The sequence below is a fragment of the Frondihabitans sp. 4ASC-45 genome (assembly GCF_049472575.1).
Taxonomy (GTDB): domain Bacteria; phylum Actinomycetota; class Actinomycetes; order Actinomycetales; family Microbacteriaceae; genus Frondihabitans.
This window is the reverse complement of the sequence record NZ_JBCEBN010000006.1, coordinates 187,351-203,247: the sequence shown is the minus strand read 5'-3', so window position 1 is coordinate 203,247 and position 15,897 is coordinate 187,351. Positions and strand designations below refer to the sequence as shown.

Sequence of the window (15,897 nt, the reverse complement as noted above, 5' to 3'; positions counted from 1 at the left end):
GGGGCGGCGTGTCGCTCATGCGCGGCCCGAATTCGAAGGAAAAACCGGCACGGGCGACCGTGGGCATGCGGATCCGGGGCTGCGCGGCGCCAGATCTCCTTCAAATTCGGACGGGAGAACGTCGGCGGCCCGATCAGCTCCGCGGCTTCGGCAGACCCACGCCGTGACGACGCTCCACCGGCACGTCTTCGGCGTCGCAGAGCGCTAGCCAGACGTCGCGCGGCTCATCTCCGCGGGCGATGGCCGCGTCGGCCGACACATTGCCGAGCGCCGGGAGCACGGCGTCGCGGGTCACGACCCGGCCGTAGCCCTCTCCGAACTCGTCGATCACAGCCCGGGCGAATTCACTCTTGCGCACCGGTCGAGGCTACCCGCCCTGTGGGAAGTGGGCCGTCGGATCCTGAAGTTCGACTCCGCGCGGGCGAACCCGCGAGCGTGACTCACCGATCAAGCCCCACACGAAAGAACGCCCCGACCACAAGGCCGGGGCGTCCAAAGCTCGAAGCGGAGTGCGACTAGCGGACCGCGAGGTCGGCGTCGAACTCGGCGACGAGGTCGTCGGGGAGCGTGTCGGGGATGCGGTTCAACCCCTCGATGACCGCCATGCGGTCACCGACTTCACGCATGATGGTGGAGATAGGCGTCTCGAGAGCATCCGCCACAGACGCGAGGATCTCGGAGCTGGCCTCTTTCTGGCCACGCTCCACCTCGCTGAGGTACCCGAGCGCGACGCTGGCCTTCGATGCGACCTGACGAAGCGTGCGACCCTTTTGCAAGCGGAAGTCACGAAGGACGTCGCCGATTTCTTGACGTACGAGAACCATAGGGACCCTCCTTCTGAGGACGACCCACCGAAGTCGAAGTACTTCTGTGGGTGAGTAACACTAACTGTCGTCGCTGGTGTAACTGTAGCCAGCAGGCTTTGAATGCGCCGTGTGTACCTGCGAGATGTAACGAGACCGAAACCCCGTCTATTCCCGAGGCCGTTCGAGCAGTCGCTGAAGTGCTGCGAGTGATTCGTCGACGGTAGCCGATCGGATTGCTGTTCGGTCACCCTCCAGTGCGAGGGGTACGACCTCGGAGTGGTCTTGCCAGACGATCCCGACGTAGACAGTGCCGACAGGCTGGCCGTCTTGCGCCTCCGGCCCGGCGACGCCCGTGGTGGCGATGCCGATGTCGGCCTGACGGTGCCCGAGCGTCAGACGCTCGCGGACGCCTCGCGCCATCGCGACCGCGACGTCGGGGTGGACGGCACCGTGCTGGGCCAGGAGCGACGCCGATACTCCGAGCAGGGAGTGCTTGACCTCGGTCTGATAGGCCACGACTCCCCCGGCGACGACCGCGGAGGCGCCGGGAACGGAGACGAGCTCGGCGACGAGCAGTCCGCCGGTGAGCGACTCCGCGACGGCGATGGTGAGGCCCCGTGCACGGAGCGAGGCGACGACGTCGACGACGAGGGTCATGCGCGGGCTCGCGAATGGCGGAGGGCGACCCGCATGTAGTCGAGGCCGGAGAGCACCGTCGCGACGAAGGCAGCTGACATGACGACGATGTTGACCCAGGTGAACCAGTCGCCCAGCCAGGTCGTGAACGGGAAGAGCGCCAGCGTGAGAGCGACGCCCTGCAGTAGGGTCTTGAGCTTGCCGCCGCGCGAGGCCGGGATGACCCGGTCGCTGAGCGCCACGAACCGGTAGACCGTGATGCCGACCTCGCGGATGAGGATCACGATGGTCACCCACCACGGCAGTTCGCCCAGCACGCTGAGGACGATGAACGCGCCACCGGTCAGAACCTTGTCGGCGAGCGGATCGACGATCTTGCCGAAGTCCGAGACCAGATTCTGTCGTCGGGCCAGGAACCCGTCGAGGCTGTCGGTCAGGATCGCCACCACGAAGATGACCGCGGCCCAGATGCGCAACGACCCCATCTCGCCGTCGTCGACGAGGAGCAGCACGAAGAACAGCGGCGCCATGAGGATCCGCACCACCGTGATGATGTTGGCGATGTTGGCCGTCGAAGCCGGGCCGTCACCGCGGCGGACGATGCGGCCGGTGAACGGGAAGGCCTTGGCGCGGGGGCTGCCGGCGGGATCGTGACTCATGGCTCTAGTCTCGTCCCGTCAGGCCCCAGGCGTCTTCCGACTGCTCGTCGTCGCCGTCCACCTCGCGATATCCGCGGGTCATGTCGCCCACGGGGTCGGCGCTATAGATGTCGGCGCCGTCGTCGGGGCGGGAGACCGAAGGATCCGGGGAACCCTGGCTCGAGGCCGGCGCATCCTGCCCGCGCAACCGTGCGAGCACCCCCGGCAGCTGCTCCACCGTGACGAGCACGTCTCGCGCCTTCGACCCCTCCGAGGGCCCGACGATGTCGCGTGACTCCATGAGGTCCATCAGGCGTCCGGCCTTGGCGAAGCCGACACGGAGCTTGCGCTGCAGCATCGACGTCGAACCGAACTGGGTCGAGACCACGAGCTCGGCCGCGGCGAGGAGGAGTTCGAGGTCGTCGCCGATGTCGCCGTCGATCTCTTTCTTCTCGGTGACCTGGGCCACGTCGGAGCGGTAGTCGGGTCGAGCCTGACGGGTGACGTGCTGGACGACCTCGTTGATCTCGCTCTCCTGCACCCAGGCGCCCTGCACACGCATGGCCTTCGAGGCGCCCATGGGGAGGAACAGGCCGTCACCCTGACCGATGAGCTTGTCGGCGCCGGGCTGGTCGAGGATGACCCGCGAGTCGGTGACGCTCGTCACGGCGAACGCGAGCCGCGACGGGACGTTGGCCTTGATGAGTCCGGTGACGACGTCGACCGACGGACGCTGCGTCGCGAGGACGAGGTGGATTCCCGACGCGCGAGCGAGCTGCGTGATGCGGACGATCGAGTCTTCGACGTCTCGGGGCGCGACCATCATGAGGTCGGCGAGCTCGTCGACGACGACCAGGAGGTACGGGTACGGCTTGAGCTTCCGCTCGCTCCCCTGCGGCAAGACGATCTCGTTGTTCACGACCGCCTTGTTGAAGTCGTCGATGTGGCGGAACCCGAACGACGCGAGGTCGTCGTACCGCATGTCCATCTCCTTGACGACCCACTGGAGCGCCTCGGCGGCCTTCTTAGCGTTCGTGATGATGGGAGTGATGAGGTGCGGCACGCCGGCGTAGATGGAGAGCTCCACGCGCTTCGGGTCGATCAGCACCATGCGCACGTCGCTCGGCTTGGCGCGCATCAACAGCGAGGTGATCATCGAGTTGACGAAGCTCGACTTACCCGAGCCGGTCGAACCGGCCACCAGGAGGTGGGGCATCTTCGCGAGGTTGGCGACGACGTACCCGCCCTCGACGTCTTTGCCGACGCCGATCGTCATCGGGTGGCTGCTCTTCGTAGCGACCGACGAACGGAGCACGTCGCCGAGCGACACGATCTCGCGGTCGGTGTTCGGGATCTCGACGCCGATCGCACTCTTGCCGGGGATCGGCGAGAGGATCCGCACCTCGTTCGAGGCGACCGCATAGCTGAGGTTCTTCGAGAGGGCGGTGACCTTCTCGACCTTGACGCCCGGCCCGAGCTCGATCTCGTAGCGAGTCACGGTCGGTCCGCGGCTGAAGCCGATCACGCGAGCGTCGACGTTGAACTGGGTGAGCACCTCGGTGATCGCCGCGACGATGATGTCGTTCGCCTCGCTGCGCGTCTTGGCCGGGTCGCCGGCGCTGAGCGTCGAGACGGCCGGCAGCCGGTAGGGCGTGTCGGTGGCCTGGTCGTCGACGATCTCGAGGCTCGGCGGAGCCTCCTCGTCTCCGGGCTCGAAGAAGTCGGCGGCCGCGTCGGACGGCCCGAGGTTCATCGCCGGAACGACGGGAGCAGGCGTGGGGACGGGCGCGGAGGGTGCGGTGAACGCCCTGGTGAGTCCGTCGGATCCTGCGGTTGCCGCCGTCGCAGCGGACGCCTTCGCGACTGCCTGCTCGGCGAAACCGAGGTCGCTGAGAAGGTCGGTGCGAGTGTCGGGCGCGTCGTCGGACGGCGAGCCGGTGATCACCTCGGTGAACGACGCCTCGGCAGGCTCGGCCTTGGTCTTGCGACCGCGAGGCTGACGACCCAGCGCGTCGGTCGGGGCCGTCTCGGCGACGACCGGGGAATCGTAGGCGGGGTCTTCTTCGCGGCCGCTCTTGTTGCGGCGCCACCACGGCATCTGCTCGGCGTCATCGTCGGTCGCGTCGTCGAACTCGGCGGCCTCGCTACGTTGCGCCTCGACCGAGCCGGGCTGTGGTGCGCCGAAGAGGTAGGAGTAAAGCTCGTGGAGCCTGTGGCCGATGTGATTCGGCGGGGTCTTCGTAATGATGAGCAGCGAGAGCGCCAACACGATGCAGACGATAGGAACGGCGACCCACGCGGTGAGCAGGCTCACCATCCACGAGGCGACGACCCAGCCCAGGATCCCGCCGGCCGACGCCAGACCGACCATCCCGCCGGCGGCTTCCGGTCGCCCGCCGAAGATGTGACAGAGACCCGAGATCGAGACCACCATGAGCCCCAGGCCGATGCCGATGCGGGTGTTGTCGTGCACGGATGCCGGGTGCCGGAAGAGCCACCCCGCGAAGACGACCATGATGACCGGGAGGGCGTACGCGACGCGTCCGAACAGGCCGCCGAACGTGTAGTGGTCGAGTGCCATCGCGATCGGATCGGTCGGGTTGAGCCACTCGACGACCGCTCCGGCGATGGCCAGGAGAACGAGGAAGAAGGGCACGCCGTCGCGGCGCTCGTCGGGGTCGAGCGACTCGCGACCGAGAACGCGGAAGCCCGCGCCCACCACGTGGGCCAAGCCGAGCCAGGCCCGAGTGCCGATGCCGGGCCCATGGTCGATGACGACGGGCGACTTGGAAGCGGGGAGCTTCTTGGTCGGCGTGGCTCTGGTCGCCGCGGTCTTATTTGCGGCGGTCTTGGCGGGCGACTTGGAAGCGCCGGAGCCGCCCGCGCGCGGGGCAGCGCGACCCGTGGTGCGGGCGCGCGGCGAGGGCTTAGTGCTCGTAGGCATGCCGCAAAGCTACCTTGCACCACTGGTTGAAGGTGCATCTGGGGCGCGCGTGTCAGTTCACAGGAGCCACAGGAGTCACATTGGTGGGGGCCGGAGGGCCTGCAGGAATGACGTGAGGGGGTGGCGAGTCGCTGCGTCGCCGGACGACCGGAGCTTGTCGGAGGTCCGGCGCCGCGGCGACCCGCCGCGGAATCAAGCTGAGATGACGACCGGAACGATCATCGGACGACGACGGTGCTGGCTGTTCACCCAGCGGCCGACGGTGCGACGGACGACCTGGCTGAAGGCATTCGCGTCGCGGGTGCCGTTCTCGGCCGCCTCGGTGAGCGCCGCGAGGATCTTTGGACGGACGTCGTCGAAGACGCGCTCGTCTTCGGCGAACCCGCGCGACTGGATCTCGGGGCCCACGACGACGCGACCGGTGGTCGGGTCGATCGCGAGGAAGATGCTGATGAAGCCCTCTTCGGACAGCACGCGGCGATCCTTGAGGTCGGCCTCGGTGATCTCACCCACGGTGGAGCCGTCGACGTAGACGTAGCTGAGGTCGAGCTGCCCGGCCACGGTCGCGACACCGTCTTTGAGGTCGACGACGATGCCGTCCTGGCCCAGGATGATGTTCTTGCGCGGCACACCCGTCTTCTCGGCCAGCGCGGCCGACGCGTAGAGGTGGCGGTGCTCGCCGTGAACCGGGAGCACGTTCTTCGGACGCAGGATGTTGTAGCAGTAGAGCAGCTCGCCGGCCGACGCGTGGCCGGAGACGTGCACCTTGGCGTTGCCCTTGTGGACGACGTTCGCGCCCAGCTTCGTGAGCCCGTCGATCACTCGGTAGACGGCGTTCTCGTTGCCGGGGATCAGGCTCGAGGCGAGGATGACCGTGTCGCCCTCGCCGATCTCGATCTGGTGCTCGAGGTTCGCCATGCGGGCGAGGACGGCCATCGGCTCACCCTGCGACCCGGTCGACATGTAGACGATCCGGTCGTCGGGGAGATCTTTGGCCTTCTTCGAGTCGATGAGGACGTTCTCGGGCACCTTGAGGTAGCCGAGGTCGGCCGCGATCGTCATGTTGCGGATCATGGAGCGACCCATGAAGGCGACGCGGCGGCCGTTCAGGTGCGCGGCGTCGAGCACCTGCTGCACACGGTGCACGTGGCTCGAGAAGCTCGCGACGACGACGCGACGAGGCGCGCGCGACATGATGTCGTCGAGAACGGGCCCGATGTCGCGCTCGGGGGCGGTGAATCCGGGCACGTCGGCGTTGGTGGAGTCGGGCAGGAACAGGTCGACGCCCTCCTCGCCGAGACGCGCGAACGCACGGAGGTCGGTGATGCGGTCGTCGAGCGGGAGCTGGTCCATCTTGAAGTCGCCGGTGTGCAGCACGAGGCCGGCGCTGGTGCGGATCGCGACTGCGAGAGCGTCGGGGATCGAGTGGTTGACCGCGATGAACTCGAGCTCGAACGGGCCGAGTTTCTCGATCTGCCCCTCTTTGACGGCCAGCGAGTACGGCTGGATGCGGTGCTCTTTGAGCTTCGCCTCCACCAGCGCAAGCGTCAGGGTCGACCCGATCAGCGGAATGTCTTTGCGGAGACGGAGGAGATACGGAACGGCGCCGATGTGGTCTTCGTGGCCGTGCGTGAGCACGACGCCGAGCACGTCTTTCAGGCGGTCTTTGATGGGACCGAAGTCGGGCAGAATCAGATCGACCCCGGGCTGGTGCTCTTCGGGGAAGAGCACGCCGGCGTCGACGATGAGGATCTTGCCATCGAGCTCGTAGGCGGTCATGTTGCGGCCGATCTCGCCGAGACCGCCGATCGGGATCACTCGCAGAGTGCCCTTCTCGAGGGCGCGGGGAGTCTGGATTGTCGTAGGCATATGTTCCTTGGGTGTCGAAGTCGAGGTCGTGAACCTCCGGTGTAGGTCTGGTGCCGGACGGAGCCGGCGAACGCTAGCGCGTGGTGCCGTGGATCTTCGGCAGGGCGCCGCCCGCGGCCGCGTTGCGGTCGGGGCGGAATCGCGAGAGGTCGACGCCGGGAATCTCGCCCACGTGCGACAGCTCGTCTTCGATGAGGGCAGCCTCGGTGTCTTCGGGGCCGACGAGGGGCAGGCGCACGCGAGGGCTCGAGATGCGCCCCAGGCCGTGCAGGATGTACTTCGCGGCGACAGTGCCGGGCACGTGGGTCATGACGGCGCGCACGAGGGGCTCGAGCTGCTGGTGCGCGAGGGTCGCGGTGTGCAGGTCGCCCGCGTTCACCGCGTCGATGATGGTGCGGTAGGGCGCGGCGGCGATATTGGCGGTGACGCCGATGAGGCCGGTCGCTCCGATCGCGAGGTGCGGCAGCACGTTCGCGTCGTCGCCGGAGAAATACATCAGATCGGTCTGGTTCAACACCCGACTGACCTCGGCGAAGTCACCCTTGGCGTCTTTCACCGCCACGATGTTGGGGTGCTTCGCCGCGCGGAGGATCGTCTCGTACTTGATCGGGATGCCGGTGCGGCCGGGGATGTCGTAGAGGATGACGGGCAGGTCGGTCGCGTCGGCGATCATGCGGAAGTGCGTCAGCACGCCAGCCTGCGTCGGCTTGTTGTAGTACGGCGTGACGATCATGACGCCGTCGGCGCCCGCCTTCTCGCTGGCCTTGTAGAGCTGGATCGCGTGGGCGGTCTCGTTCGAGCCGCCCCCGGTGATGATCTTGGCGCGACCCGAGGCGACGTCTTTGCCGACCTCGACGAGCTTCAGCTTCTCGGGGTCGGTGAGAGTCGAGGTCTCGCCCGTTGTGCCCGTGACGACGATGCCGTCGGCACCCGAGGTGATGCAGTCGTCGATGTGCTTCTCGACGCCCGGCCAATCCACTTCACCGTCTGCGGTGAAGGGGGTGACGAGTGCGACGAGGACCTGCCCGAAGGGGTTTGCGATGTTCGACACCCCCCTAGAGTATCGGCACCTGCCCCTAGGGGGCGACGCGGCCGTTCTTGCCGAAGGCGGCGTAGGTCAGCGGCATGAGCTCGGCCCAGATGTCTTCCATCTTTTCGGCGCACATCTCGATCTCGCGCTGCGGGAACGACGGGAAGTGCGTGCCCTCGCGCTTGGTGCGGAGCGACAGGAAGTTCATGAGCGAGCGGGCGTTCACGGTGACGTACATCGACGAGTAGATGTTGAGCGGCAGGACGATGCGCGCGACCTCGCGGGCGACACCCGCCTCGAGCATCTTCTGGTACGCGTCGTAGGCGAGCGTCGAGGAGGCCTTCGTCGCCTCGGAGACGAGCTCGTACTGCTCCGGGCTGCCGGGCAGGAAGTCGTAGGCGCCGGGCTTGCCGACCTGCACGAGGTTACGGGTCTCGCCGGGCACGTAGAACACCGGGTTGAGCTCGCGGTAGCGGCCCGACTCTTCGTTGTAGGACGCCATGCGGTGCCGCATGAATTCGCGGAACACGAAGATCGGCGCCTGCACGTAGAAAGTCATCGAGTTGTGCTCGAACGGCGAGCCGTGTCGGTCGCGCATGAGGTAGTTGATGAGGCCGGCGCCCTTGGTCGCCTGCTCGCCGTCGGCGGAGGCCTGCGCACCGTCGAGGGTGAGCTCGCCCATCGTCGAGACACGCGCAGCGAACAGCACGTCGGAGTCGTGGGCGCTCGAGCGGACGAGCTCGACCGTCACGTCGCTGCGGAATTCGATTTCGGGGGTGGCGGGGGTCTCTTCAGGCACGGCTCCGAGACTACCCTCCGAGCACCCCCGGACACCGCCAGCACCCCCGTCTAGTGTGAGGACTCGACGAAGGGCAGGCAATGACGGGACAGAACGAGACGGGTCTCACCGTGTTGATCGCGGGAGCATCGGGTTCGATCGGCACGGAGGTGACCCGGCAGGCAAAGGCGCAGGGCCACGAGGTGCTGAAGCTGGTGAGGCGACCCACGACGAAACCGGACGAATTCACCTGGTCGCCGTCCGCCGGCATCATCGACTACAACCTGCTCGATCGCGCCGATGCGGTGATCAACCTGTCGGGTGCGTCGCTAACGAAGCTCCCATGGACCTCGGCGTACAAGCACGAGATCCTCGAGTCGAGAGTGACGGCTACGCGCACGCTGGTAGACGCCATGCAGCACGCCGAACACCCGCCTGCAACTTTCTTAAGCGGCTCCGCCGTCGGAATCTACGGCGACCGTCCGCTCGACATCCTCACCGAGGACTCCCCCCGCGGCGAAGGCTTCCTCGCCGACGTGGTCGCGGAATGGGAAGACGAGGCGAAAGCCGCCCCCGAGGCGACGCGCGTCGTCCTGCTCCGAACGGGCATCGTCATCGCCCCCGGAGGCGCCATGAAGCCGCTTCTCGCCCTCACGAAGGCCTTCCTCGGCTCCCGTCTCGGCACCGGCACGCAGATCTGGCCCTGGATCAGCCTCCACGACGAGGCCGCCGCCATCGTTCACCTGCTCACCAGCGACGTCTCCGGCCCGGTCAACCTGACCGGCCCGGTCGCAGCAACGAGCGACCGCATCACGGCTCGCACGGCAGCTGATCTCGGGCGCCCCTACAAGCTCGCGGTGCCCGAGTTCGCCATCCGCACCCTGCTCGGCGACGCCGGTCAGGAGATGCTCCTCTCCAGCCAGAAGGTCACCCCGCAGCGACTCATCGACGACGGGTTCGATTTCCGCTTCGAGACCGTCGAAGACGCGCTGGACGACCTCATCAAGTAGGGCTGGGCCCGGCGGGGTGATCACACCGAAGGATCCCGCCGGCTCGCCCTCGAATCAGGCCGACGCGCGGCGCCTGAGCCCGAACGACCTCCGGATCGCCCCACGGGCCCGGCGTCGGTCGCCGCAGGCGTCGTATGCGAGCCCCAGCCGGAACCACGCGCGCCAGTCGTCCGGGGCTGCTCGAGCCGCCGCGGCGTATGCGGGGAAGGCCGCGTCGGCGGATTCGCGCTCGTAGCGGCCCGATGGGCGACGTGGCAGGTCGTCGACGGGCAGGGCGCCTTCGGCCTCCAGCTGCTTGACCATGCGCTCGGTAAGAATGCCGAAGCGGATCTCGAACAGCAGCACCGCGACCCCGATGATCGGCAAGACGAGCAGGGCGACGCCGATCACTACCGCGATGGGCTCGCCCGCGGCCATGAAGAGCACGGCCCGCTGCCCCACCAGCACGAGGTAGAGCACCAGCAGGGCGCACATGACGAGAGCTGCGATGCGGCCTTTCACCGTCGGATCCTGACGTCGGTTAGTGCGACCGAGTCGCTCATGCGGCGGGAGAGCCGAGCGGAAGCACTCGATCGAGCCCCACGACGACGCCCACGGTGGCGGGCGCGGCGGCGAGAGCGACCAGGATGCCCTTCTCGTACGCGGCCTGCGAGGTGGTGTCGTGGGTCAGCGAGAGCGTCTCGCCCGAGCCGCCGAAGACGACCTCCTGTCGGGCCTCGATGCCGGGGAGGCGGAGGCTGTGCACGGGCACGCTGGCGATCTGCTGCCCGCGGGCGCGCTGGTCGACGTGCGGGGCGCGCACGGGGCCGAGGTCGCGACGGGCGTCTGCGATGAGCTCGGCCGTGCGAATGGCCGTGCCCGAGGGCGAGTCGACCTTGCCGGGGTGATGGGTCTCGATGATCTCGACGGAGTCGAAGAACCGAGCGGCCATGGTCGCGAAGGTCGTCGCGAGGACCGACCCGATCGAGAAGTTGGGGATCACCAGGACGCCGGGGCCGTCGACCTCGGCCACCACGCGACGGAGATCGGCGAGCCGGGGCTCCGACCAGCCGGAGGTGCCCACCAGCACCGGAATCCCGGCGCGCACGGCCTTCTCGACGATACCGGGGCTCACCGCCGGCACCGTGACGTCGACGACGAGGTCGGCCCCGAGCAGCTCGTCGAGCGAGTCGCGCGACGACAGCCCGGCATGCAGTTCGAAGCCGTCGGTCTCATCGATGAGGCGGAGGAACAGCTGGCCCATCCGCCCGGTGGCTCCGACGACAGCGACTCGTATGGACATACCTCCAACCTACCGGGCTCGGTAGCATCGGTGCTCGTGGTGCACTACCGAGAAGTTCCCGTCGACGCGCCCGAGGCGCACGCCCTCCTGGACGCCTATTTCACCGAGCGCATAGCCACCTTTCCCGATCCGGTCGGCTACAAGACGACGTTCCCGGACGCTTCGCTCTTCACTCCCCCGCAGGGGGTCTTCGTGGTCGTCGACCTATCAGACGACGAGCGGGGCGTCGCCTGCGGCGGGGTACGCAGGATCCGAGACGGTGCGGACGGCGAGGTCCGGTACGAGATCAAGCACCTCTTCGTGGCGCCGTCGGGCCGGGGTCGGGGGCTCGGCAAGGCTCTGCTTAGCGAGCTCGAGCGTCGGGCGCGCGCGTTCGGCGCGACGGAGGCCGTGCTCGACACGAACGACAGCCTGACGGCCGCGGGCGGCCTCTACCGTGCGTCCGGCTACGCGACGATCGAGCCGTACAACGACAACCCCAATGCGACCCACTGGTACGCCAAGCCTCTGGCCTAGTTCGCCGCCTGTCGCCCAGAAGTCTTCAGCGCTTTTCGCGGAAGGCAGCCGCTCACCGGACGATCGGAGCCTGTCGGAGATCCGGGGGGTGGCCGCCCTCCGCCCAGAAGTCTTCAGCGCTTTTCGCGGAAGGCAGCCGCTCACCGGACGATCGGAGCCTGTCGGAGATCCGGTGGGCGGCCGTCTGCCGCCCAGACGATACAGCTACAGCGGTTGCTCCACGGGGAGGCCCGTCCGCAGCTCGACCGGAAGGTGACCGAGGTCGTTGTGGGTCACGAGCTCGGGCGGCTTGGCGGAGCGCACCCGGATGATCGTCAGCCCGCAGTTGGCCTGGTTGACGCCCATCCAGCGCCACGACGGCGCCCCGAACACCTCGCGCACGAACCAGCCGATCACGAAGTTGTGGGTGATGAGGAGGTCGTGACGGTCTTCGCGCGCCGGGGTCAGCCACTCGGCGACCGCATCGGACATCTGTGCCTCGCCGGCCTCGATCTCTTCTCCGGTGACCCCGCCGAAGAACGGCTTGTAGGCCTGCGGCATATCGGGGGTCGGCCCCGATGGAATGCAGTCGAAGAGGAGGGTCGAGGGCTCGGGGGTGAGGGCCGGCATCATCTCGGTCATGATGGTCGCCGTCTCGGCAGCCCTCTCGAGCGGCGAGTGCCAGGCCGCGTCGAAGGGGACGCCGCCGAGTCGTGCGGCGATGGCGCGGGCCTGTCGCTTACCGCGTTCCGAGAGCGGCCCGTCGGGCAGACCGTATTCGGCGTCCTGCTGCTCGCCGTGTCGGACGAGGTAGAGGTAGTGCGACACTGTCGCCTCCTTCATCGGATTTCGGGCGGCGTCGTTGCCGCGCCGGAAACGGTCGAGGCGCCGAAGAGCTCGGGCTCGATGTCGCCGACGACCACGGTGGACAGTACGCCCGAGCGGAGTTCACCGGCGAGAGCGGCGACGTCGTTCGGGGTCACTTTCGCCAGGCGGGCGAGCGATTCATCGAGATCGATGAATTCACCCATGGAGATCTCCGCCCGACCGAGGCGGTTCATTCGCGTGTCGCTGTCTTCGAGAGCGAGGGCGGCGGCACCGCCCAGCATGCCGAGGGATCGCGAGTGCTCCTCGTCGGTGATGCCGTCAGCGGCCAGCCGATCGAACTCCTCGAGCAGGAGAGTGGTTACCTCGCGCGCGTTTCTGGGCGCGCACCCGGCGTACAGCCCGAAGAGGCCCGCATCGGAGTAGCTGGCCGCAAATGAGTAGACCGAGTACGCGAGACCGCGCTTTTCGCGGATCTCCTGGAAGAGACGTGACGACATGCCTCCACCGAGGACGGCGTTCAGAATGCTGAGGACCGGTCGTCGGGCGTCGGTGAGTGACAGCCCGGGCACGCCGAGCAGCACGGTCGCCTGCTCGAGCGGCCTCGGTATGACCTGGGTCGGAACGCCCTGCGACAGGGGGCTGACGAGGGTGCTGCGGCGCTCGACGGGTGCCCCCGGTGCATCAGGCCAGCCAGCGAGACTCAGGGCGGCCTCGATCCGACCGACGAGGGCCTCGTGGTCGACGGCTCCCGCCACGGTCACGACGAGGTCTTGCGGCCGGTAGTTGGCTCTGTAGTGGTCGACGACGTCGTCGCGGCGTGCTGCGCGGATGCTGTCGGGCGAGCCACCGATGGGTCGACCGAGCGGGTGCTCGCCGAAGACCGATTCGAAGAGGCGTTCGCTCCCGACATCGGCGGCGTCATCGTCGGCCATTGCGAGCTCGTCGAGGATCACCCCGCGCTCTACCTCGAATTCGTCGGGGTCGATCGTTGACGAGGTGACCATGTCGGCCAGGACGTCGACGGCCATGTCGAGGTCGACGTCACGCACCTTGGCGTAGTAGCAGGTGTACTCCTTGGCGGTGGCGGCATTGTGCTCCCCTCCGACCGACTCGAAGCTCACCGAGATCTCGAAGGCACTTCGAGACGGGGTGCCCTTGAACAGGAGATGCTCGAGGAAGTGCGTCGAACCGCGTTCGTGACCGGTTTCGTCTCGGGAGCCGACGGCGACCCAGAATCCGACCGTGGCGCTGCGGGAACCCGGCATGCTCTCGGTCAGTACACGTGCCCCCGTCGACAGGACGCTGCGCCGGACCAGTTCACCTCCGGAAGCGCGGAAGGAGAGGTCGGCGACATCGAGGGGAAGAGGGACGGCACCGTTCATCGGGCACCCCCGCGCACGAGTCGATTCAGCACTGCTTCGTTCATCGCGTCGAGCCTACGGGATGGGTGACACCCGAACTGGGGTACGCAATTAGTGGACAGACAGACTCGTCTGTTTGTCCTCCTGTGTGATACTCTGGTTTCACCGACCGGGTCCGCTTGAGGCCGACTCGATCGGCGGCTAGCCGGACGTTCGATGTCGGCACCGTCGTTTCCCCCCTTTCGACGGCCCTGCCGAATGTCCCAAAGGAGCCACGCTGTGACGGTCGAATTCCCCCCATCGGCCGTCCAGCGTTCCCTCCTCGTCGAGCCAGCCGAGACCCGGGCCCACCAGCCCGGTCCCGGCGCCAAACAGCGCGTGTTGACCACGTCCGACCGTCTCTTCTACGACGAGGGCATCCGCACGGTGGGTGTCGATCGCCTCATCTCCGAGTCGAGCGTGACGAAAGCGACGTTCTACAAGCACTTCGGTGCCAAAGACAACCTCGTGGTCGACTACATCGGTCGACGGCACGCGTCCGCCGTCGCCGAGGTCGAGGCCATCGCAGCCCGTGAGCCCGACGCCACCGGCGTGATTCGCGGCGTGATCGCGTCGATCACCGCCGACATCCAACGGCCCGAATTCCGCGGGTGCCCGTTCGTCAACGCAGCTGCCGAGTTTGCGAATTCGTCACACCCGGTTCGCCAGGTCGTTCTCCAGCACCGCGAGTGGTTCACCGACACCCTCGTGGAGCTCTTCCGAGACGCGGGCCACCCGCTCTCGGGCGACGCCGCCGACGAGTTCCTGCTCGCCCGCGATGGCGCGATGGTCGGCGGCTACGCCGGCGACCCCATCGCCGCCACCGCCGCGCTGTCCCGGGTGGCCGAACGACTCCTCGCCGACTGCGTCTGACCCCCGCTCAGCGCGCCCGCACGGCGGCGAGTGGGGCACGGCGACTGTCGGGCACGGCACCCAGCGAGCACTGCTCCTCGCGAACACTGCCTCTCGCGAACACGGCGCCCCGTGAACTCTGCTTCTAGTGGGCGCTCACCCGATCGAGCTCGGCCACGTCATGGCGCGTCAACTGCACCCGGGCAGCCTCGACGAGCTCGATCACCTGCGACGGAGAGGTCGCGCTGACGACAGGCGCCACGACGTTGGGCTTCGTCAGAAGCCAGGCGAGGGCGACTGCCGAAGCCGGGGCGGCATGCAGAGAGGCGATCCGATCGACCTCGGCCAGGATCCTGAGGTTCTTCTTGGTGAGCAGCTTGGCGACCTCGCTGCCCCTCCGGTGCCCTTTGACATCGGCGCGGCGGCGGTACTTGCCCGAGAGGAACCCGCTCGCCAGGGCGAATCGCGGCATGACGGCCAAGCGCTGCTGCGAGGCGACCTGCGCGAGGTCGCGCTCGTACTCGGAGCGCTCGACGAGGTTGTAGCGGTTCTGCAGCGCGACCATCGGTGCGACGCCCAGCATTCCGGCGGTGATTCGCGCCTCATAGAGACGGTTACCGGAGTGGTCTGAGCCGCCGAACCAGCGCACCTTGCCGGCACGGATCAACCGGTCGACCCCCAGCAGCGTTCGCTCGAAGGCCACGTCGGTGTCGTCGACGTGCAGGTACAGCAGATCGATGTGGTCCGTGCCGAGGCGCCGGAGCGAGGCCTCGACGGCGCGTTCGATGGAGAGCGGCGTGAGACCCGGGTTGTCGAGGCTCTTGCCGATCTTCGTCGCGAGGACCACGTCTTCGCGCATGCGGCGCGAATGCATCCACTCGCCGATGAGCTCTTCGCTGCGGCCGTCGCCGTACGAGTCGGCCGTGTCGACGAAGTTGCCGCCGACCTTGAAGTAGGTGTCGAGCACGTCGAGGCTCGATTTGTCGTCGGCCGTCCAGCCGAAGACGTTTCCGCTCAGCGCCATAGGGAACACCCGCAGGTCAGACGTGCCGAGGCGGCGCCGAGGCTGGATGATGCCGAGGTCGACGGGCACCGTGGAGATGGGCGACGTGAGTGCGGCCCGACGCCCGTGGCGCTGGCTCGGCGCCTCGGTTGCCGGAGCAACGACGTCGGATGGCACGGTGCTAGGAGTCTCGATGCTCGAGGGCGACTCCGTCACCTGCGTCTCCTGATCCCTGGGTTGAGACGACAATACGGTCTCCTCGTCCAGTCAACAGCGCGCCGCACCAACTCGTTACCAAATTCGCCACCCCAATTCGGGAAAAACGA

16 protein-coding genes are annotated in these 15,897 nt (G+C 67.6%); 3 read left to right on the top strand and 13 right to left on the bottom strand.

The window, feature by feature from the left end:
* Positions 1 to 133 precede the first annotated feature (133 nt).
* The 8 genes from VH571_RS11340 to thyX form a co-directional block, all read right to left on the bottom strand.
* Positions 134 to 358, bottom strand: a complete 225-nt coding sequence (locus tag VH571_RS11340; protein ID WP_055962522.1) for a DUF3046 domain-containing protein — start codon at positions 356 to 358, stop codon at positions 134 to 136.
* Positions 359 to 515: 157 nt separating this feature from the next.
* A complete protein-coding gene (locus VH571_RS11335) occupies positions 516 to 824 on the bottom strand; it encodes a helix-turn-helix domain-containing protein (RefSeq protein WP_055962525.1) in 309 nt (102 codons plus the stop codon).
* 147 nt (positions 825 to 971) lie between these two features.
* Complete coding sequence (locus VH571_RS11330; protein WP_423264652.1) at positions 972 to 1,463, bottom strand: CinA family protein; 492 nt, start codon at positions 1,461 to 1,463, stop codon at positions 972 to 974.
* The gene (pgsA, locus tag VH571_RS11325) at positions 1,460 to 2,101 is read right to left on the bottom strand and encodes a CDP-diacylglycerol--glycerol-3-phosphate 3-phosphatidyltransferase (RefSeq protein ID WP_423264651.1); all 642 of its coding nucleotides are present in this window, start codon (positions 2,099 to 2,101) and stop codon (positions 1,460 to 1,462) included. The genes VH571_RS11330 and pgsA overlap by 4 nt, the downstream gene beginning before the upstream one ends.
* 4 nt (positions 2,102 to 2,105) lie before the next feature.
* Complete coding sequence (locus VH571_RS11320; RefSeq protein ID WP_423264650.1) at positions 2,106 to 5,024, bottom strand: DNA translocase FtsK 4TM domain-containing protein; 2,919 nt, start codon at positions 5,022 to 5,024, stop codon at positions 2,106 to 2,108.
* 192 nt (positions 5,025 to 5,216) lie between these two features.
* Positions 5,217 to 6,893 carry a ribonuclease J gene (locus VH571_RS11315; RefSeq protein WP_055962538.1) on the bottom strand — a complete coding sequence of 559 codons (1,677 nt, stop codon included), beginning with the start codon at positions 6,891 to 6,893 and terminating at the stop codon, positions 5,217 to 5,219.
* A gap of 73 nt (positions 6,894 to 6,966) precedes the next feature.
* Entirely contained in the window at positions 6,967 to 7,944 is a 978-nt protein-coding gene (gene dapA, locus VH571_RS11310; protein WP_055962541.1) for a 4-hydroxy-tetrahydrodipicolinate synthase, read from the bottom strand.
* A gap of 25 nt (positions 7,945 to 7,969) precedes the next feature.
* Entirely contained in the window at positions 7,970 to 8,722 is a 753-nt protein-coding gene (thyX, locus tag VH571_RS11305) for an FAD-dependent thymidylate synthase (RefSeq protein WP_055962544.1), read from the bottom strand.
* A gap of 80 nt (positions 8,723 to 8,802) precedes the next feature.
* On the opposite strand from thyX, the gene VH571_RS11300 reads away from it, so the two are divergent.
* Positions 8,803 to 9,711: a TIGR01777 family oxidoreductase gene (locus VH571_RS11300; RefSeq protein ID WP_055962546.1), complete on the top strand. Its 909-nt coding sequence runs from the start codon at positions 8,803 to 8,805 to the stop codon at positions 9,709 to 9,711.
* Positions 9,712 to 9,765: 54 nt separating this feature from the next.
* Here the strand turns inward: VH571_RS11300 and VH571_RS11295 are convergent, their stop codons facing one another.
* Together VH571_RS11295 and dapB are read right to left on the bottom strand one after the other, a co-directional pair.
* Complete coding sequence (locus tag VH571_RS11295; protein WP_423264649.1) at positions 9,766 to 10,212, bottom strand: hypothetical protein; 447 nt, start codon at positions 10,210 to 10,212, stop codon at positions 9,766 to 9,768.
* A 37-nt stretch (positions 10,213 to 10,249) separates the two neighbouring features.
* The gene (gene dapB, locus VH571_RS11290; protein ID WP_423264648.1) at positions 10,250 to 10,993 is read right to left on the bottom strand and encodes a 4-hydroxy-tetrahydrodipicolinate reductase; all 744 of its coding nucleotides are present in this window, start codon (positions 10,991 to 10,993) and stop codon (positions 10,250 to 10,252) included.
* A 36-nt stretch (positions 10,994 to 11,029) separates the two neighbouring features.
* Between dapB and VH571_RS11285 the strand changes: the two genes are divergently transcribed.
* Positions 11,030 to 11,509, top strand: coding sequence for a GNAT family N-acetyltransferase (locus VH571_RS11285; protein ID WP_423264647.1), 480 nt, complete (start codon positions 11,030 to 11,032; stop codon positions 11,507 to 11,509).
* A 204-nt stretch (positions 11,510 to 11,713) separates the two neighbouring features.
* Here VH571_RS11285 and VH571_RS11280 read toward each other — a convergent pair whose 3' ends face one another.
* Together VH571_RS11280 and VH571_RS11275 are read right to left on the bottom strand one after the other, a co-directional pair.
* Positions 11,714 to 12,316: a histidine phosphatase family protein gene (locus VH571_RS11280; RefSeq protein ID WP_055963877.1), complete on the bottom strand. Its 603-nt coding sequence runs from the start codon at positions 12,314 to 12,316 to the stop codon at positions 11,714 to 11,716.
* Positions 12,317 to 12,327: 11 nt separating this feature from the next.
* A complete protein-coding gene (locus tag VH571_RS11275) occupies positions 12,328 to 13,698 on the bottom strand; it encodes a M16 family metallopeptidase (protein ID WP_194605424.1) in 1,371 nt (456 codons plus the stop codon).
* 258 nt (positions 13,699 to 13,956) lie between these two features.
* On the opposite strand from VH571_RS11275, the gene VH571_RS11270 reads away from it, so the two are divergent.
* Complete coding sequence (locus VH571_RS11270; RefSeq protein WP_423264646.1) at positions 13,957 to 14,589, top strand: TetR/AcrR family transcriptional regulator; 633 nt, start codon at positions 13,957 to 13,959, stop codon at positions 14,587 to 14,589.
* A 124-nt stretch (positions 14,590 to 14,713) separates the two neighbouring features.
* Here VH571_RS11270 and VH571_RS11265 read toward each other — a convergent pair whose 3' ends face one another.
* Positions 14,714 to 15,787, bottom strand: a complete 1,074-nt coding sequence (locus VH571_RS11265) for an aldo/keto reductase (RefSeq protein WP_423264644.1) — start codon at positions 15,785 to 15,787, stop codon at positions 14,714 to 14,716.
* Positions 15,788 to 15,897: the final 110 nt, after the last annotated feature.